The following is a 16,725-nucleotide window of genomic DNA, read 5'->3' as shown; positions in this document are numbered from 1 at the left end:
AACTCCCAGATCAGTATATGTGATACGCAATCCCTCGATCGACGTTCAGAATGATCGCAAAATGTCATAATAATTAACGTACATTTTAAGGTTTGGGTAACTCCCTGACGTTTGCCATGAGTACCGAATCTGTTGAACCCCAAGAGAATGCCGTCGAAACGCCTGCACCGCTTGAGCCAAAAGATATGGATCAACATGAGTGTGCGGCTTGTGGATATATCTATCAGCCGACCAAAGGCGACGATCGCTCAGGCATCGCTGCAGGTGTTGCATTTGAGGAATTGCCAATTACCTGGAAATGCCCAGTCTGTGGCGCTCCTAAGAAACGCTTTCAGAATATTGGTCCGCTCAATGCTCCGTCTGGATTTAAGCAAAATTTGGGATATGGGTTTGGGGTGAATACCTTAACACCGGGGCAGAAAAACCTGCTAATTTTCGGTGCGCTGATTGTTGGATTTATTTTCTTTTTAAGTCTTTATGGCTTACAGTAACGAACCCTTTTATTTATTGAGATCAAGTGCAATGTATCGGATTTTGAGAGCCTGGAAACAGTTTGTAATATTATTGGCAGTTGTCTTCCTGGCGACTGGATGTAAAGGGTTTTTGCCAGCGGTTGTGAATAATCCCTGGCAGGTGGTTCCGTTACCGATCGAAGAAAATATGCTCGATATTAGCTTCACCGGTGACAAGCAGCATGGCTGGATGGTCGGCACCAATACGGCATTGCTCGAAACTACAAATGGCGGAAAATCCTGGAAGCAAAAGATTCTGAATTTAGGTGAGCAGTCCTATCGTCTGACTTCAGTAAATTTTTCTGGAGATGATGGTTGGATTGCTGGACAGCCTTCGATTCTGCTGCATACGGGTGATGGCGGTAAGTCTTGGGCACGTCTGCCATTGAGCAGCAAGCTTCCTGGCTCTCCTGAGAAGATCGTTGCATTGGGCAAAGATACGGCTGAGATGACCACGGACGTTGGAGCAGTGTATCGCACAACGGACGGTGGTAAAAACTGGAAAGCTTTGGTGAAAGAAGCGTTTGGGGTGATGCGGAGTATCGATCGCACTCCCGACGGAAAATACCTTGCAGTATCTTCGACCGGAAACTTCTTCTCAACTTGGGAACCCGGTCAAGACATTTGGCAGCCTTTCAACCGGAATAGCTCACGCAAATTACAAAATATGGGATTTGCGCCAGATGGTCGGCTGTGGATGTTGGCAAGAGGCGGGCAGATTCAATTCACAAATTCAGCGAGTCCTGAAGACTGGTCAGAAGCACAGAATCCTGAATTCTCAACCAGTTGGGGTTTATTGGATCTCGGCTATCGCACACCGAATGAACTCTGGGTCGTCGGTGGCAGTGGCAACCTGTTAGCTAGCTTCGATGGCGGTAAATCTTGGCAAAAGGATCGCGATGTTGAGAACATTCCAGCGAACCTCTACAGGATTATGTTCTTTGACTCGAAGACAGGTTTCATTATGGGGCAACGCGGCACGTTGTTGAAATATGAGCCGGTGGCTTAGAAATTAGGGGAATAGGGGAAGGAGTGAAGGGTGACTATTTTATAAACTCCCCCACTCCCTATCTCCCCAATTATGAGAAACACGGGATCAAATTTTAACGATCGACTTGTGAGGGCATCTCCCGTCCCGTATGATACAGATAAGGCTTTTGTTCGTTGACTTCTGGAGAGAGCAAACATGGCAGGTACTACTGGTGAGCGCCCGTTTGGCGACATTGTAACTAGCATTCGCTACTGGATTATTCACAGCATCACGATTCCGGCATTGTTCATTGCGGGATGGTTGTTTGTCAGTACGGGATTGGCGTATGACGTGTTTGGCACGCCTCGCCCGAACGAATACTATCCAACTGCACGTCAAGAGCAGCTTCCGATCGTCAGCAACCGCTCGGCTGCAAAACAGCAAGTGGATAAATTTGCTTCGCAAGTTGGAAAGTAGTTTTGAGTCAAAAAGGTTGAGAAAATTATGACAGGCAACACCCCGAACGAACCTATTTCATATCCGATTTTTACAGTCCGCTGGTTGGCAGTTCATACTTTGGCTGTGCCAGCGATCTTCTTCATTGGCGCGATCGCGTCGATGCAATTTATTCAACGATAGGAGTTTGAACCGTGGCAGGAATTAAAGGCGCTCCCAACCCTAACAAGCAGCCCGTTGAACTTAACCGGACTTCTCTGTATTTGGGGCTTTTGTTGATTTTTACGCTGGGAATTTTGTTCTCTAGCTATTTCTTCAATTAGTGTTTGATTGTTCAGATTGCTGTTTTAGTTAGGAGGTAAGACCGTGCAGACTGGTGGAAGAATTCCCCTGTGGCTTGTAGCAACTGTTGCAGGCTTGGGCGTGATCGGTGTAATGAGCTTGTTTTTCTATGGTTCTTATACCAGCATTGGCTCTTCGCTGTAAGTTCATTCAAAGATAAGAAAAAGCCGCCTAGTACTAGGCGGCTTTGTTTTGCTAATGCGTTTGGAACCAAGAGGCTTAGATGCCGCTTGGATCTTCACGTTCGATGTACAAGAACAACAAGCCCATGACAACCGTGGGAAGTAACCAGGTCACAACGGGAATGAGAATCCAAGGCAGATATGAAGCTGCATATGAACCTGTCATAAGAAAAGTTTCCTATTCGTTAGATGATTCCATTTGTGAATTTACATGCCTTGGGTAACGCTGAGCGCGTTGCTCTTAGAATTCTTAACATTAGAAGACGTTCTGACAGGGACAACTGCTTTTGGAAAAGCTCAATGGTTTCAGGTTAGGTTTGTCAGACTTGGGCTGAGCTATAAGGAAATCGAGTCCGTATCGAGATCGTCGAGCCATAAGTCCGGCAGTTCTTCCGGGACAACTTGGCGAGTCACAATAACCTTGTGGCTTTCTCGATTCGTCATCACTTCAACGGCGATCGCTTCGATTTGAATTTCAACACACTCAAAGGGGACTTTGATTTCGGTGGTGGCTTCAAGGTTGCCATGTCCGTCCGGTTTGAAGTCGATGATCCAGCGTGAGGGTTCGATTAAGCTGCGATTTTGGCGATCGCTCACCCAGAGCTTGGCATAAATTTTCGGCACAATGTCTGGGAGTTTGAGGCGGACAGTCGTTGATTTTCCACCGATGAGTTCTGGTTCAGCAATCAGAACAATTGGATCGGGGACAGGCTCCGTTTCAGGCAGCAGCAGTGGATTACGGGCACGTTCAGATGCGATCGAGTGATTACGACGCGAGATAATCAGATCATTCAGAGGTAAAATCGGCTCGTCATCAACCACAAACTCATTGACGACCTCATCAGAACTAGGCTGAAGATTGAGTGTGGCAGTTTCGGGGATAGAATCTCGATCGTCTGCTTGAACTTTGAGGTCGCTGGCAGGTGCAGATTCTTCGAGCGGCGCGAGATAGAGATCTTCTACCTTAGGCGGTTCTGGCTCTTGAATCGGTTCTGGCTCTTGAATTGGGTCTGGTGTGACTTCAAGTGGGACAAATGCGCCAGAGAGCGGAATTTCTAGCTGAGTTCCATCGGTGTATTCCGGGTTCGCGACATCAGGCTGAATGCCAAAAGTAGGAAGGTCGAGTTTGCGGCGGACATACGGATTGGGTTGGCGCAGTTGCGGCGGCAAACTGGAAGATTCTTTGACCGTAAAGTTTGTGCCTTCAGATTCTTTGGCAGTTGTGACGAAATTCAGAAACGTGAGATTGAGCGGGGGATGTGCAGCAGTGGGGCGAGTTGTCGGGAGATCGAGCATGTCTTCTGCCATGTTGCGATCGCTTCGCTTCGCTTCGTGCATCGCATCGACTAGCTCATCTACAGCAGACATCAAACTAAAAGATTGGGTTGCTAACGCAGGATGACCTTCCACTCTGAGATCGTGCAGGGTGATCTCGCCCAAAATGACCTGAGTCTTGAGTTCAATCGGCAAGGTGACGCGATACTTCAACTGAAAGGGTAAAGCTTCGTTTTGAAGCATTTCGCGGGTTTCTAGAAGCATTTTCGAGCTTTGGGGATCACGCAGACAGATTCGCAGTTCTGCATGAGCGATTTCGGTCAATTCTTCAGACGCAATTTGCCCCGAGATCGTTAACGGTTCACCGCGATTAGCAATAAAGGTGTCTTGCACGAGCGCGATCGCCACAACAGAATCCGGCAACATCGGATTCTGTGGCACTCTGAAATCTTCATAAGGCGATTCTGAAACTAAGCCATATTCTCGTAAAATCTCGTCTGCGATCGTGCCGGATTCGGATTCGGCATCCTGCAGAATATCATCGATAGAAAGTAAATCAGCAGACGTTTCTTTGGGTTCTAACAGGTCGGATTCTAAAGCAGGGGCGACAAATTCGAGCGTGGCGTGCTCTGCGTCTTCCCAGTCAGGGTTCCAATCTTCGACGAGATCAGCCGCGATCGATAAAACTTTCAACTGCATTGACTGCACGGTTCCTGTTTCAGAGGTGCATTGAAACTCCCAGAAACCGGGAAGGAGGGTTGTGTAGGGAATGACTACCATCAGTCCTTTCTGATTGGTCTGCTGAGTGCGAGTCTGAGTCCGGCGTTTGGGAGGAATTTCGTCGATCGCATCGTAGCGGACTCGGACTGAAACCGAGGTGTTTTTGAGTGGAGATTTTGCGGCGATGCGATACCGACCTTCGAGAATCTCGACATCGGCGGTGTCGAGCGGTAGCCAAGCGCGATCGCCATCTTGCTGAATTAAAAATTCCCAGGGTTGCATGTCAGGCATAGGTCGGTAAAGAGGCGTTCACCAGAATTTGCAGTTAACAGGGTATACCATGTCTGGCGGATTTTGGCGAATTTATTGCATTGATTTTAAGTGAGAGAGTGGGGAGTGGGGAGAAAGAGCAAGCGCTTATCTTTTCAGGGCTGTAGGTAAGGCAGCACAAAAAAGCTCGATCGACAAAGGCGATCGAGCTAAATTGGCAAGATATTTCAGTACGGGTAGAACTCTAGTTAAACTCTAGTTAAATGCGCCCGTGAAGATTTTATCGATGATCGGGAAATTCGATAGCAGCAAGAAGGCAACGGCTGCGCCACCGGTTGCTCCGACGAAGAATCCACCTGCAAATTGGCTCCAACCTTCAGAGGTTTGTAGCGAATCTGTAGCGGAGTCATTATCTCCTTGGAAAGTAGCTAAGCCATAGGTTGATAGGCAAGCCGTTGCGATCAAGATCAAAGCAATTGCAGAAATTAATCCGCCAACTGCTGCATGATCAGAGTCACGCAGAGGACCTAGGAGCGTCCAAGGACCGACCAAAAAGTACCCATGTGCCATTCCGATTTCAAGACCGCGCAACAGGGGCGATAAGCCTTTCCGGTAAGCCGGGAGGTTACCGATGAAAGCGCGGGTGAAGCCAGAATCACTGATAGGGGTCGAGAGATGTCCTGTGAACGGATCGCCGTTGTAAGGTTTAATAAGCTCGTCAGCCATATCTTAATATTTCCTAATGATTCTGAAGAGAACAAAAAGAATTCGAGACCATTGTAAGTATGACGGGGGGCTGATCCTGACAAATGCTTCAGAAAAGTTCACTATCTGAGATAAGAAGGAAATGATTTGGTTTTTGCGGCTACAAATTGCTCTAACACGGTTTGGCGGAGTAACTGTTGCGGCATAAAACCTTGAGCCAAAATAAAATCGTGAAAAGCAGTTTGATCAAACTGCTGACCCATCTGTTTTTCGACTTCTTGACGAAGCTGCATGAGCCTCTGATAGCCGTAGAAATAAGAAGGCGCATGACCCGGAAGTTTCACCGTGTAACGATTAATTTCTTGCTGAGCAAAGAACTTTGAGAATCCAACATCTTCAGTCAGAATTCGCATGGCTTCGTCGATCGAGACTTTTCCGAGATGCAGTTCTGGCTCCAGAAATGCTCGTGCTGCTCGGAGTAACTGAAACTGGAGCGAAATAAATTGCCCCTCGATCGGCATAAATGGCAACGTAATTGCTTCTGCATATAGTGCCCATCCTTCATGATTTGCAGGATTGTAACCAAAGCGCGATCTCGCTTCTGACGTGCCTTTGTCCTGAATCGTCGTGAATTGTAAATCGTGTCCGGGTCTACCTTCATGTGCGGTCAGTGTCCAGGCAACGGCGGGATAGGTAAAGTCATCGTAAGCTCGCGGCTGTTTGTCAGGTTTTAGCAGTGGAACAATGAACACACCCGCAGTTTTTTGCGAGGATTTGGGCGGGAAATATTGGGGAACTGGGAAATTGGTGTTTTCTCGATCGTTGGTTAAGCGAATGGTCAGATTTCGTTTTGGCAATGTGACAAGCTTTTCTCGTCGAATGATCGCTTCAAGATCCTTTTGGCGTTGTTCATATTGAGGCAGAATCTTGTCTGCGGGTAATTGTTCTTTTTTCAAACTGCGAATAACTTCTCGATATCCTGTGGTTTGTAAGCCTTTTTGTTTCGCAACTTTAGCCGCGAGGACATCCATTTCTTGTTGGATGGATTCAAATGCAGTGTGAGCTTGCTTGAGCAGTTCATCGATCGAGATTTCAACACCTCGTTCTTGTAATTCCAGTGCGTAAAGTTCTGGTGACAATCGAAAATCTAATCTTGATTTCGGTAAAATTTCTTGTCGGACAAAAGTTGTATATTCTGTGATTTGAGCTTTCAGCTTTGTATAACTTTCTTGATCGATTTTCTGTTGCTCTAAGCGTTTCTGAATTCGCTCTAGTTGAAAGGATGTATTCGATAAATCCTTCTCGATTTGCGACTTAGAGGGAAAGAAAATATTGGGACGAGACACAGATCCGCGCAGATTTTGAATGGCTAAAGTCGCGATCGCTGGTTTTCCCGTTTCGTCTCCATTCAATTGCTGCAATAGTTTCACGAGATCCGGTCTGCTCAAATCATCTAAGCTATTGTGAATCTCTTTAGCTAAATCGACATAAGGTAGGCGAAGTTGGCGATGGAATTTATCTGATTTCAATGATTCAGTTGCAGACTGGATCAGAATTTCTAAATCGAGTTTTACGGCAGGATCGCGTTCTTGTTTGAGCTTCGTCTGAAACCTTTGAAGGAGAGTATTGATGCCTTTCTCACGGCACTGTCCATAGTTTGAATCCAGTTGCAGCAGGGATTTGCTCAGGGCTAAATCGCTACATTGTTTGGCTGATTCGGCTTCGGTCAATAAATTTGTATTCTCGTTGCTACGCTTGATCCAATCGGGTTGTGCAGATGCGATCGCATCAACGACCGAATGAGACATGATCGCAAAGACAAAAGTCGCGATCGCCAACCATAACACTGTTTTACGTGAGACTCGCACGACACGACGAATAATCTTCACAATCTAAAATCAACCTCTAAAATCTAAGCGCGCTACTGTTTACACTGAAGCGAATCAAATACAGTCGAGGCTTTTTCTGCTGCCGTTTTGAGATCCTGTCCATTCGTCAGCAAATTCACAACATACCGACTATCTTCTAAATTCACACTAGCGCGATAAATCACGGTAGCTTGCTCAGGAGAATCGGGGTACTTCAACTGCCCTTCGCGAATCACAACTGAGGTAGACGTGCCACAGAGATTTTTGTTCTCCACCCGCACGGATTTAATCTTCAGTTCTTCCTCATCCGCACCCAAGGCAATGCTATCTAAAATGCGATCGACTTGCTTGCGTCCCGATTCTTGTTCGATGGGAACCCGTGCGACTAAGAGCTGAATGTCCGGTTCATCTCCTTCACTGGCGATCAATGCCACTTTCGCCCCTGCAAGATTCACGCCCAATAAGCCCTGTGATGCTCCTGGCAGTGAATAACTCATAATATTGCTGGCGATCGCTTCTGCCCGTTGGGGGGTTGCCGCATTGCTCAAAAACTTGAGCGCTAACCCTGTTAAACCAACTCCTAATGTGGCGATCGCGCCGAGTACGATCGCGACCGTTTCCCAAATCGAGACTTTGTACTGCGGAATTCTAGATGGTACTTCTCTCATGAGGGCTACTCCAAATCCACGCCTAAAAAGCGATCGAGAAACCGAGTTCGCCAAGCGAGTCGCACGATCAATCCCCACTCTAGCGCAACTAATCCTAGGAAGAGACAGTCCTGCACACTAATTTGAGAAAGCTCAAAAAACGTTCGGAGCGGCGGAATAAATAAAATGAGTAAATAAACAACCAGCAGCGCTAACGCAACCCAGGTATAGCGCCAATCTCCGCTCAGCGGTTCTCCTCCCACCCAAGCGGTTGTCGGTGGTTTTAAGAATGGGATTAACAGCAGTTCACAAAATACTAAAATGGTTACAAGTGCAGTCCGAGGAATATTGAATTCGATCTTAGTTAGACCAATATTCGGAGGTAAGTCTAAAGCAGCGCTGACTAAATAAAATAGATACACTGTCAGTGACACTAAAGTGATGGTAATTGTCGCAGGAATCACAAAATGGAGCATTGATCGGACTAAACTCCGTTTCTGGCATTCTCCCGGTTGCGCCCAGATTGGAATAAAAGTGGTTGGAATGCCAACTCCAATCAACGTGACGATCGCACTATGTTTGTTTAATAAGGGGAAGCTATCTGAGACAATCGCGATCGCAAAAATCAACAACGCGACACAACTCAATCGCACCATAAAGAGCTTAACGACATCTCGAATGCCATTCTGAATCCGTTGTCCTTCCAAAAAAGTATGCGGTAACGCTTCAAATGTATCTTTGAGCAACACAATGTCCGCAATGCTGCGAGTCGCTTTACTCCCGCTCTCCATTGCGATTCCGAGATTTGCCTGTTTCAGCGACAGCACATCATTCACACCGTCTCCAGTCATCGCGACATAAGAACCGCTGCGTCTCAGGCTGCGAACGAGTTGTGCTTTTTGCTGAGGTGTAATGCGCCCAAATACGTTGTAATTTCTTGCCGCCTGCACAAATTGAGCGTCATCCATTTGAGCCAGTTCTGCCCCGGAGATGACTCGAACCTCGTCGGTGAAGCCCGCCTGTTTTGCTAATGCTGCAACGGTTTGGGGATTGTCTCCTGAAATGATTTTGAGCGTGATGCCTGCTTTGACAAAGCCTTGTAGAGTTTCCTGTGCAGAAGGGCGAAGTTGATCCGAAAAACAGAGAATTCCTAGCGGGTTGAGCGGCGGAAGAGTTGTCTCGATTTCAAATTCCGTATGGGCAAACAAAACGACTCGAAATCCCTGATTTACCTGTTCATCGATATAGTTCAGAATTTCATCTGTGACCGCGATCGACTTCATGAGGATTTCTGGCGCGCCCATCACGTAGGTTCCAGGGAGATTTTCAAATGCGATCGCGCTCCATTTCCGCGCTGATGAAAAGGGAATCTCATTCCGAATCGGCTTTGCATATCCAGAACAGGCAATTAAAACAGCTTCACTCGTCCGATTTCCAGACGCAGTACTCGCCGCAAAATCCCCAATCAACCATTTCAGTTCTTCCTCAGGAATTCCTAATGGATGGAGAGAATGAAGTTCAATCTGATTCGTGGTCAATGTGCCCGTCTTATCTAAACACAAGACATCAATATTACTGAGTGACTCGACGGCATTCGTTTGCTGAATCAAAACATTTTGTCCTAACATCCGAATTGCACCCATGGCATATGCAAGCGTGATTGCTAATAACAATCCGGCTGGAATCAATCCAGCGATCACGGCAGCACGCTGCACAACTTCATTGAGAGTTTGCGATCGACTAATAAAACTAATGCCAACGAGCAACCATAAGAACGATGCTAAGAGTAGCAGAATCCGAATGATGAGATTAATCTCAGCTTGCAGCGGCGTATACACTTGGCGAAATTCTCGCGCTCCCACTGTAAGCTGATAGGCAACCGTATCCGCTCCAACTTTCTGCGCCTCATAGCAAGCCGTTCCACTGACACAAAAGCTGCCCGAATAGACAGGTTTCTCTGCGACTTTTACGATCAGATCTGATTCTCCAGTCAACAAAGATTCATCAATTTCGACTCGCCCCTCTCCAACAATTTGTCCATCGACGAGGACTTGATCACCTGGGCGCAGCACCAGTACATCGCCGAGAACGATTGCACAGGGATCGATATTCACCTCCTGCCCGTTGCGAATCACGGTTGCATGAGGTCGATTCAGCAAGGCGATTTCGTCTAACTTTTGCTTTGCCCAAATTTCTTGCACGATTCCAATTACAACGCCGCTAAAAATAATCACCGCTACGAAGACGGCATCACTCGGGCGTTGTAGCAGAATGAAAACGCCGCTAATCGCAAAAAAGACGGCGTTAACAAAGGTAAACAGGTTTTCTTGCAGGATGCGTGCATACGATCGACTGGTTGGCAGTTTTACGTCGTTCGTATTGCCTGCTAACTGTTGATCTCGAACTTCTCGATCGCTTAATCCGGGGAGCATCGCCATGAATCACACATTGTCTCTATCAGGTGATGACCATTATCATAGATGCTCTTTCCCGGTTCAAATGATTCGTTGCAGATTGCGATCGCTCAATCCCAAATGTTTCAGGCTACACTTTCTTGGCTACGAGTGTTGAACTCTCATACCACTGCTTCGTGTGCTTGGAGACACGAGTCATTGAGCAAATCCAAACGGCTCTTATCCGATCGCGATCGACCCCAACAGCCGCGCCACAATCTCATGTGATCGTCTGCCGCTCGCTGCAATCATCCGATGGGCTAACACATGCGGTGCGATCGCTTTGACATCATCTGGAATGGCGTAATCTCTGCCTTCTAGAAATGCAAAGGCTTGAACTGCTTTCTGAAGCGCAACTGTTCCACGGGGGCTGACTCCGAGAAGGATTTCTTCATCGTGTCTCGTCGATCGCACAATGTTCAATAAATACTGCTGAAGCGAAGATTCCACTCGAACTAAAGCACACTGCTGTTGCAGTTCTCGAATCTCATCCAGCGTAATGCAAGGCGGCAACTCTTCAACGCGCCGTCCTGATTGCAACCGCTCCAGCATTTTCAGTTCTTCTGCTTCCGTCGGATAACCCAGAGAAAGTGACAACGCAAATCGATCCATTTGCGCTTCGGGGAGCGGAAACGTGCCCTGATATTCCACCGGATTCTGAGTTGCAATGACGAAAAACGGTTCTGGAACTTTGCGCGAGGTTCCATCGATCGTCACTTGATGTTCTTCCATTACTTCGAGCAATGCCGATTGAGTTCTGGGCGTGGCTCGGTTAATTTCATCGGCTAACAAAACATTGGCAAAAATCGGACCTGCCATGAATTCAAATTCGCCCGTGCGCGGATTCCAAACGTTTGTCCCAGTCACATCGGTTGGTAGTAAATCGGGAGTACATTGCAACCGTTGGAACTTGCCTTGAATCGATTTCGCTAAAGACTTTGCCAGTAAAGTTTTTCCAACTCCAGGCACATCTTCAAGCAGCGCGTGACCTCCAGAAAGCAGCGCAACTAAAACGAGTTGAATCGCTTCTTCTTTACCGACGATCGCGGTTGCTAAGTGTTGTGTGAGTTGCTCAATTCGATCGCGCATAGGGGAAGCTCCATTAGAACCTGTTCATCATAGCCAGAGTTCCCCAGAGTGGCGATGATCGTAATCTAGACTCGCGATCGCGCAGGTTCTGATCGCAATTGCCGCACTCCACTCAGCAAAAGCCATCCTAAAAAACACCCGATCGCATAAGGCGGAAAATCCGACCACACAAAGGTATTTCCGAGGACTAAACGACCTGGCAATGTAGCACGCATCGCTTGCAGAAAAGGAGGTTGCCAAAGTTGCAGAAACTCAATCGCACAAGAAAAACAGAACACTGCGATCGCAGTTTTGGCGATCGAGAGTTTTGGAAAACAAAACTGCACCAACGCCATCCAAAAAATTTGATAAGCCAAACTGCCTGCAATATCCGTTATCCACCCAGGCAACGCCGCTGTGAATCGCGCGAAGTACCCCAGTGGAACAATTACGATAATGGTCAGCAGCACCGCAAGACGGTAAGGCATAAAGTTTAAGTTTGGGCGAGTTGGGTTGGAGTCGATTCAGATTTACCCTGATCGATCGCTTCCAGAATGCCCAAAAATTCTCGTTCAAAGGTGACTTGAGCACGATTGGTTCTGCCTCCAATGTAGATGGCTCCATCTTTCTCTAATCCCCAAATCTGCGAGTGAGAAACATAGCTCATAATCACACCGAGCATCAGTAAGCCGAAGCCGAGATAGACAATGGGAATTCCTGGATCAGCTTTGATTTGCAGTCCAGTACTGCCGATCAGATCCACGATCGATAATTTCAACCCTTTCACATCAACCGCCATGCCTTTACGCACGGTTGCGATCAGCTTGCCATCCATGTCGTAGACCAGTAGCAAGCCTTGTAAATCTTTGGCAACGAGAGACACGCCATCACTCATATCGGGCTTCAACGGCAGCCAGGTTCCCCAAATTCGCCCGCTGCCCTGGTCAATTCTTGCCATCGGCGATTGCAGGACTGGGCTGTTGTTGAGTCGCACTTGAATTGCCGCGATCGACCAATCTGCCTGATAGAGCGTCACCCCTTTGTGTTTCAGGGGTTCATTGACGTGAATGGTTTTACGATCGACTTCTTTTCCGTTTTGATCGAGCACAGAAAGATCCGAGTAAAACTGATCGATCTCTCCAGTCGGCAAGTAATCAATCCAAAATCGATTGACTTTCACAGACCAATCTTTCGGAATCTGCGGAGCCGCCCAAATTCCCGCATCCGTTACGTTGTCAATCTGAAATGTGGCTCCACTGGGAACCATTTCTTGAGCAATAAAGCCCGTCATCGCACCGATAATGCCGCCTAGCAGAATTAGCAACATCGCGGCATGAACCACGATCGGACCAATTCGCCCAACAATTCCTTTGTGCGCGTAAAGCTTGTCACCGTCTTGAAAAATTTTGTACTTGCGCTGTTCCAGCAGCGGTAAAAGCTGATCAATTCCAGCTTTGGGGAACTCGGCACTTAACGCAAATTTGCGAAACTGACGCGGCTGACTGTAGAAATTCCAAGTTCGCGAAAACCAGCGCAGCGCAGGCAATTGGCGCGTAAATGTACAAGCGGTCAAACTCGCTCCAAACAGAATCAGTAACGCTAAATACCACCAAGTTCGATACACATGATCAAGTCCGGCTGTCAGCAGAACTTTCCAAGTGAGAAAGCCGAAGAGAGCAGGCTTTTCAGGGTAATTCGCTTGATAAAACTGAACGGATTGTCCTTGCTCAATGATTGTTCCAGCGATACTAAAAACCGCGATCGCGAGTAAAAGCACGATCGCTAATCTCAAATCGGCTAAAACGGGCAGCAATTCTTTTTTCAAATACCGCTTGGGAGCGTTCACTAATTCTGTAAAAGTCATCTTCTAAAACACAAATCGCGACATTAACGAAAACACACCAAATCCCACAAGCAACACACCACTTGTTGGCGTAATCCAACCCGACCAACGCCGCAACTCCAATAATTTCTTAATCGCTGCGGTGAACGTTCCAGCAATAATCAACGGCGCAACATATCCAGCCGTGTAACACAGTAAAAGCGATCCACCCAGAATCGGATCTTTTGTCGTACTAATCCAAGCTAAAATTGTCGCCAAAACCGGGGTGCTACAAGGCGACGCGACTAAACCGAACATCACTCCTAATAGATACGATCGCACACCTGTCGGCAATTCTTCAGAGATCCAATCTGTTCCTCCAATCGTCGGCATCTGTAACGGCAACGCTTCTAATAAATTCAATCCCATGATGATCGCGACAACGCTAATCACGATCGGTAAACCTGTCCCAACCTGCCCATACACTCTGCCAAATAGCGTTGCTGCAATGCCCAGTCCTGCTAAGGTCGTCGCCAATCCTAGGGCAAACCAGGTGGATTGCGCCGCAGCCTGTACCCGAGATTTTGCTTCATACCCGCCGATATAGCCCACCGTAATCGGCAACATCGACAGCGTACAAGGCGTTAAACTCGTCAGCAATCCTGCCGCAAAAATTACCCCAATACTGACCGGAGTAATATGCGTCAATTGGCTAGAAACTAAGCGATCGGCAAATTGCGAAAGCTCATAAAGTTGAGTCTGGAACGTATCAAACATGGTTAAGCAATCCGAAGCGCCTTTCCCATTCTACCGATTTAGCGCGACGGTCTGGGTTTCATTCGTCGGGTTCTCGCTTCTGCAAATGAAACAATTTTGGGATTTTCGGAGATCGGAGATACGCTTGCTTCACTGCTTTCTCGTGCGACCCGAATCAACAATGCTGCACAGACGAGACTAGAAATCATTGAACTCCCACCGTAACTAAACAACGGCAGAGGTAATCCAGTCGTCGGCAATGCACCTGTTGCTACACCAATATTCAGCAAAGACTGACCAACCATAATCACCATGACCCCGATCGCGACCAATCGATGAATGGCATTTCGCGCCTGTTTTGCCACAACTAATGCCAAGGTCGCATAAGCAATTAGCATCACCATAAATGCAAAACACCCGATTAAACCAAACTCCTCAGCAAAGACTGCAAAAATGAAGTCGGTATACTGAATCGGCAAATAAAATAATTTCTGTTGAGAAAGCCCAAATCCTGTTCCGGCGAATCCTCCTGAGCCGATCGCTAACAAACTTTGGATGAGCTGATAGCCATCTTGCAAGGGATCAGACCAAGGATTGAGAAATGACATGACTCTGCGGCGTTGATACTCTCGAATACTAATACTCAAGGTCGCCAAAAATAGCCCTCCAACCGCTGTTCCGCCTAAATAGAGATAGGGTAATCCGGCAGCCAAAGCAACGAGCCATAATGCCATTCCACAAAGAGCAGTAGTACTGAGATTCGGCTGAAGGAGAATTCCGATCAGCATCAGTCCAAACAGTCCAATCCAAGTCAGTCGCACTCGCCAAGTCAGTCGTTCCCATTGTCCAAAAATTCGAGCGCTCTGCAAGACCAGAAATGGCTTAATCAACTCCGAAGGCTGAATCAAAAATGGACCGACTTCAAACCAACGCTGTCCTCCGTTTACTTCTCGCCCGATCACAGTTGTCAGAAAAATTCCGCCGAGCAGCGAGATAAATCCTAAACTTGAAACGCCCTGAATGTAGCGCAAGGGAGCGTGAATTAGGACGTTAAACAGAATCATACCTAACGCGATCGCGATTAGTTGCCGTTTGAAGTAGTACAACCCATCGCCGATCGCGTCTCCGACAGGATATGAGGCACTAAACATTACCGCCAATCCTACAAACAACCACACAAAGGTCAGCCAGCGCAACAAGCGAGGCGTGACTGCCCAGTCCATTGCAGTTGTGTCAAAAAACGGAATGAAGTGCCGCCAGTTCATCGATTTGCTAACTCCGATCGCAATTTTTCCAAGTCATCGAGTAGAAACACCGTCAATTGTCCTGAGTAAGCTTTGCCGACATCGGTTTGAGCAATCTCAAGCCAGTAGGCAAATTGTTCTCCCTGCCGTAATTCTCCTTGCAAAGCGGCAATTTGAGGGTTTTGTTTTTGCACCGCTTCTTGAATTCGGGAGTCTGTGGGATAAGATTTGACGATCTTTGCTTGCTCAAAGTCACGGGCGATTTCAAATCCGTAGATCGATCGCACGGATTCTCTGAGTCGAGCTAGGGTTACGCCATTTCGCATATCAAACAGAGAGAGAGTTTCACTGCGAATGATACGTCTTCCGGGGGCAAAGCGCGCCAATTGTCCCGGAGGATTTAACGACGCATGAAATGTAAACTGCTGCGCGGACGAATTAATGCGCCGCACTAAAAATTTCTCATTTTGGTTCGGTCGCACCGTGGAATTTGATTTCATCCATACGGCAGCTTCGTCGAGGGTTTGTCCTGGAATGGCTTGAGCCGGAGCCGCCATCAGCAATATTCCACTCAAGATTACGCCAATCTTTCTCATATGTTGACTCCAAAAAAGACAGGCTTATCATTCACCGTCCCGATGGTTTTCGAGTCAGATCATTGTAATGGAGTTGTTTGAGATTGGCGGATTTTTTGGAGAGGGTGTTTGTCGATCGCGCTTAAAATAGAAGCAATTCAATCGATACAGAAATATGGCAGAACTCACACTGCAATTAGATCCAGCACTGCTCCAGAAAGTGAATCGCTGGGCAGAGAGTCGAGGAATGTCTGTGAATGAAGCGATCGCAGCTTTAATTGGTCAGATTCCGAATCAAGATTCATCCCTAGAACTGTCTCCGTGGACTCAAAGCTTGGTTGGGACTTCTGGCAAGGAAACTGAAGTGCTGGACGATGAAACGTTGCGGCAGCAGTACCTTGACTATTTAGAGGAAAAATATAAGTGAAGCGGGTGATTTTTGATAGTGATGTGCTGCTGGATGTCTTTCTACACCGACAACCCTTCTTCATAAATTCTGCTTCAGCATTAGATCGGGTTGGGCGAGGAAACGTTGAAGGATTTGTATCTGGACATGCCATCACGAACCTCTTCTACCTCATGAGGAAGCCTTTAGGAAGCGAGAGAAGCCGAGAATTACTCTCGATCTTGTTGGAGAAAGTGAGAGTAGCTTCAGTAACACACGAAGTGATTCAGATTGCGATCGCGAGTCCAATTTCTGATTTTGAAGATGCAGTAACTGATGCTGCGGCTCAGGCAGCATCGATTGAAATTATTGTCACTCGCAATACGAAGGATTTTCGCCAAAGTATCATTCCGGCAATGATGCCAGAAGATTTCTTGCAAATCTCGATTTGAGCAGTTGCACTCTTGCCCTGCTA

The 16,725-nt window shown here is 47.2% G+C and carries 20 protein-coding genes; 8 read left to right on the top strand and 12 right to left on the bottom strand.

Annotated features, from left to right (window positions below; all coding sequences use genetic code 11):
* Nucleotides 1–116: 116 nt before the first annotated feature.
* From LEPBO_RS0123420 to LEPBO_RS41165, 6 genes are all read left to right on the top strand, one after another.
* Nucleotides 117–491, top strand: coding sequence for a rubredoxin (locus LEPBO_RS0123420; RefSeq protein WP_017290026.1), 375 nt, complete (start codon nucleotides 117–119; stop codon nucleotides 489–491).
* Entirely contained in the window at nucleotides 478–1,521 is a 1,044-nt protein-coding gene (locus LEPBO_RS0123415; RefSeq protein WP_017290025.1) for a photosynthesis system II assembly factor Ycf48, read from the top strand. Before LEPBO_RS0123420 ends, LEPBO_RS0123415 begins: the two co-directional genes overlap by 14 nt.
* Nucleotides 1,522–1,698: 177 nt before the next feature.
* On the top strand, nucleotides 1,699–1,959 hold the full coding sequence (gene psbE, locus LEPBO_RS0123410) for a cytochrome b559 subunit alpha (protein ID WP_017290024.1): 261 nt from the start codon (nucleotides 1,699–1,701) through the stop codon (nucleotides 1,957–1,959).
* Between the two features lie 27 nt (nucleotides 1,960–1,986).
* A complete protein-coding gene (gene psbF / locus LEPBO_RS0123405) occupies nucleotides 1,987–2,121 on the top strand; it encodes a cytochrome b559 subunit beta (RefSeq protein WP_017290023.1) in 135 nt (44 codons plus the stop codon).
* A gap of 11 nt (nucleotides 2,122–2,132) precedes the next feature.
* Entirely contained in the window at nucleotides 2,133–2,261 is a 129-nt protein-coding gene (locus LEPBO_RS41170) for a photosystem II reaction center protein L (protein ID WP_431191177.1), read from the top strand.
* Between the two features lie 43 nt (nucleotides 2,262–2,304).
* Nucleotides 2,305–2,424 carry a photosystem II reaction center protein J gene (locus tag LEPBO_RS41165; protein WP_071596184.1) on the top strand — a complete coding sequence of 40 codons (120 nt, stop codon included), beginning with the start codon at nucleotides 2,305–2,307 and terminating at the stop codon, nucleotides 2,422–2,424.
* 75 nt (nucleotides 2,425–2,499) lie between these two features.
* On the opposite strand, the gene LEPBO_RS0123400 is transcribed toward LEPBO_RS41165, so the two are convergent.
* From LEPBO_RS0123400 to LEPBO_RS0123345, 12 genes are all read right to left on the bottom strand, one after another.
* Nucleotides 2,500–2,628, bottom strand: a complete 129-nt coding sequence (locus tag LEPBO_RS0123400; RefSeq protein ID WP_017290022.1) for a photosystem I reaction center subunit VIII — start codon at nucleotides 2,626–2,628, stop codon at nucleotides 2,500–2,502.
* Between the two features lie 170 nt (nucleotides 2,629–2,798).
* The gene (locus LEPBO_RS0123395) at nucleotides 2,799–4,748 is read right to left on the bottom strand and encodes a hypothetical protein (protein ID WP_017290021.1); all 1,950 of its coding nucleotides are present in this window, start codon (nucleotides 4,746–4,748) and stop codon (nucleotides 2,799–2,801) included.
* Nucleotides 4,749–4,982: 234 nt separating this feature from the next.
* On the bottom strand, nucleotides 4,983–5,453 hold the full coding sequence (locus LEPBO_RS0123390; protein WP_017290020.1) for a photosystem I reaction center protein subunit XI: 471 nt from the start codon (nucleotides 5,451–5,453) through the stop codon (nucleotides 4,983–4,985).
* A gap of 101 nt (nucleotides 5,454–5,554) precedes the next feature.
* Entirely contained in the window at nucleotides 5,555–7,321 is a 1,767-nt protein-coding gene (locus LEPBO_RS0123385) for a DUF885 domain-containing protein (RefSeq protein WP_051077821.1), read from the bottom strand.
* A gap of 32 nt (nucleotides 7,322–7,353) precedes the next feature.
* Complete coding sequence (locus tag LEPBO_RS0123380) at nucleotides 7,354–7,968, bottom strand: hypothetical protein (RefSeq protein WP_017290018.1); 615 nt, start codon at nucleotides 7,966–7,968, stop codon at nucleotides 7,354–7,356.
* Nucleotides 7,969–7,973: 5 nt separating this feature from the next.
* Nucleotides 7,974–10,385 carry an HAD-IC family P-type ATPase gene (locus tag LEPBO_RS0123375; RefSeq protein WP_017290017.1) on the bottom strand — a complete coding sequence of 804 codons (2,412 nt, stop codon included), beginning with the start codon at nucleotides 10,383–10,385 and terminating at the stop codon, nucleotides 7,974–7,976.
* Between the two features lie 195 nt (nucleotides 10,386–10,580).
* Nucleotides 10,581–11,489, bottom strand: coding sequence for an AAA family ATPase (locus LEPBO_RS0123370; RefSeq protein WP_017290016.1), 909 nt, complete (start codon nucleotides 11,487–11,489; stop codon nucleotides 10,581–10,583).
* A 65-nt stretch (nucleotides 11,490–11,554) separates the two neighbouring features.
* Entirely contained in the window at nucleotides 11,555–11,956 is a 402-nt protein-coding gene (locus LEPBO_RS0123365; RefSeq protein ID WP_017290015.1) for a ribosomal maturation YjgA family protein, read from the bottom strand.
* A 5-nt stretch (nucleotides 11,957–11,961) separates the two neighbouring features.
* Nucleotides 11,962–13,332, bottom strand: a complete 1,371-nt coding sequence (locus LEPBO_RS0123360; protein WP_017290014.1) for a cytochrome c biogenesis protein — start codon at nucleotides 13,330–13,332, stop codon at nucleotides 11,962–11,964.
* Between the two features lie 3 nt (nucleotides 13,333–13,335).
* Nucleotides 13,336–14,067, bottom strand: a complete 732-nt coding sequence (locus tag LEPBO_RS0123355) for a cytochrome c biogenesis protein CcdA (protein WP_017290013.1) — start codon at nucleotides 14,065–14,067, stop codon at nucleotides 13,336–13,338.
* Nucleotides 14,068–14,105: 38 nt separating this feature from the next.
* Complete coding sequence (locus LEPBO_RS38040; RefSeq protein WP_017290012.1) at nucleotides 14,106–15,311, bottom strand: FtsW/RodA/SpoVE family cell cycle protein; 1,206 nt, start codon at nucleotides 15,309–15,311, stop codon at nucleotides 14,106–14,108.
* Entirely contained in the window at nucleotides 15,308–15,886 is a 579-nt protein-coding gene (locus LEPBO_RS0123345; RefSeq protein ID WP_026148868.1) for a hypothetical protein, read from the bottom strand. The genes LEPBO_RS38040 and LEPBO_RS0123345 overlap by 4 nt, the downstream gene beginning before the upstream one ends.
* Nucleotides 15,887–16,040: 154 nt before the next feature.
* On the opposite strand from LEPBO_RS0123345, the gene LEPBO_RS0123340 reads away from it, so the two are divergent.
* Nucleotides 16,041–16,292, top strand: a complete 252-nt coding sequence (locus tag LEPBO_RS0123340; RefSeq protein WP_017290010.1) for a DUF6364 family protein — start codon at nucleotides 16,041–16,043, stop codon at nucleotides 16,290–16,292.
* Nucleotides 16,289–16,702: a PIN domain-containing protein gene (locus tag LEPBO_RS0123335; protein WP_017290009.1), complete on the top strand. Its 414-nt coding sequence runs from the start codon at nucleotides 16,289–16,291 to the stop codon at nucleotides 16,700–16,702. Before LEPBO_RS0123340 ends, LEPBO_RS0123335 begins: the two co-directional genes overlap by 4 nt.
* The last annotated feature ends 23 nt before the right edge of the window (nucleotides 16,703–16,725 follow it).

The organism is Leptolyngbya boryana PCC 6306 (assembly GCF_000353285.1).
In the GTDB taxonomy this organism is placed as follows: domain Bacteria; phylum Cyanobacteriota; class Cyanobacteriia; order Leptolyngbyales; family Leptolyngbyaceae; genus Leptolyngbya; species Leptolyngbya boryana.
The sequence above is the reverse complement of the archived record's forward strand: the minus strand, read 5'-3'. Positions and strand labels throughout refer to the sequence as shown.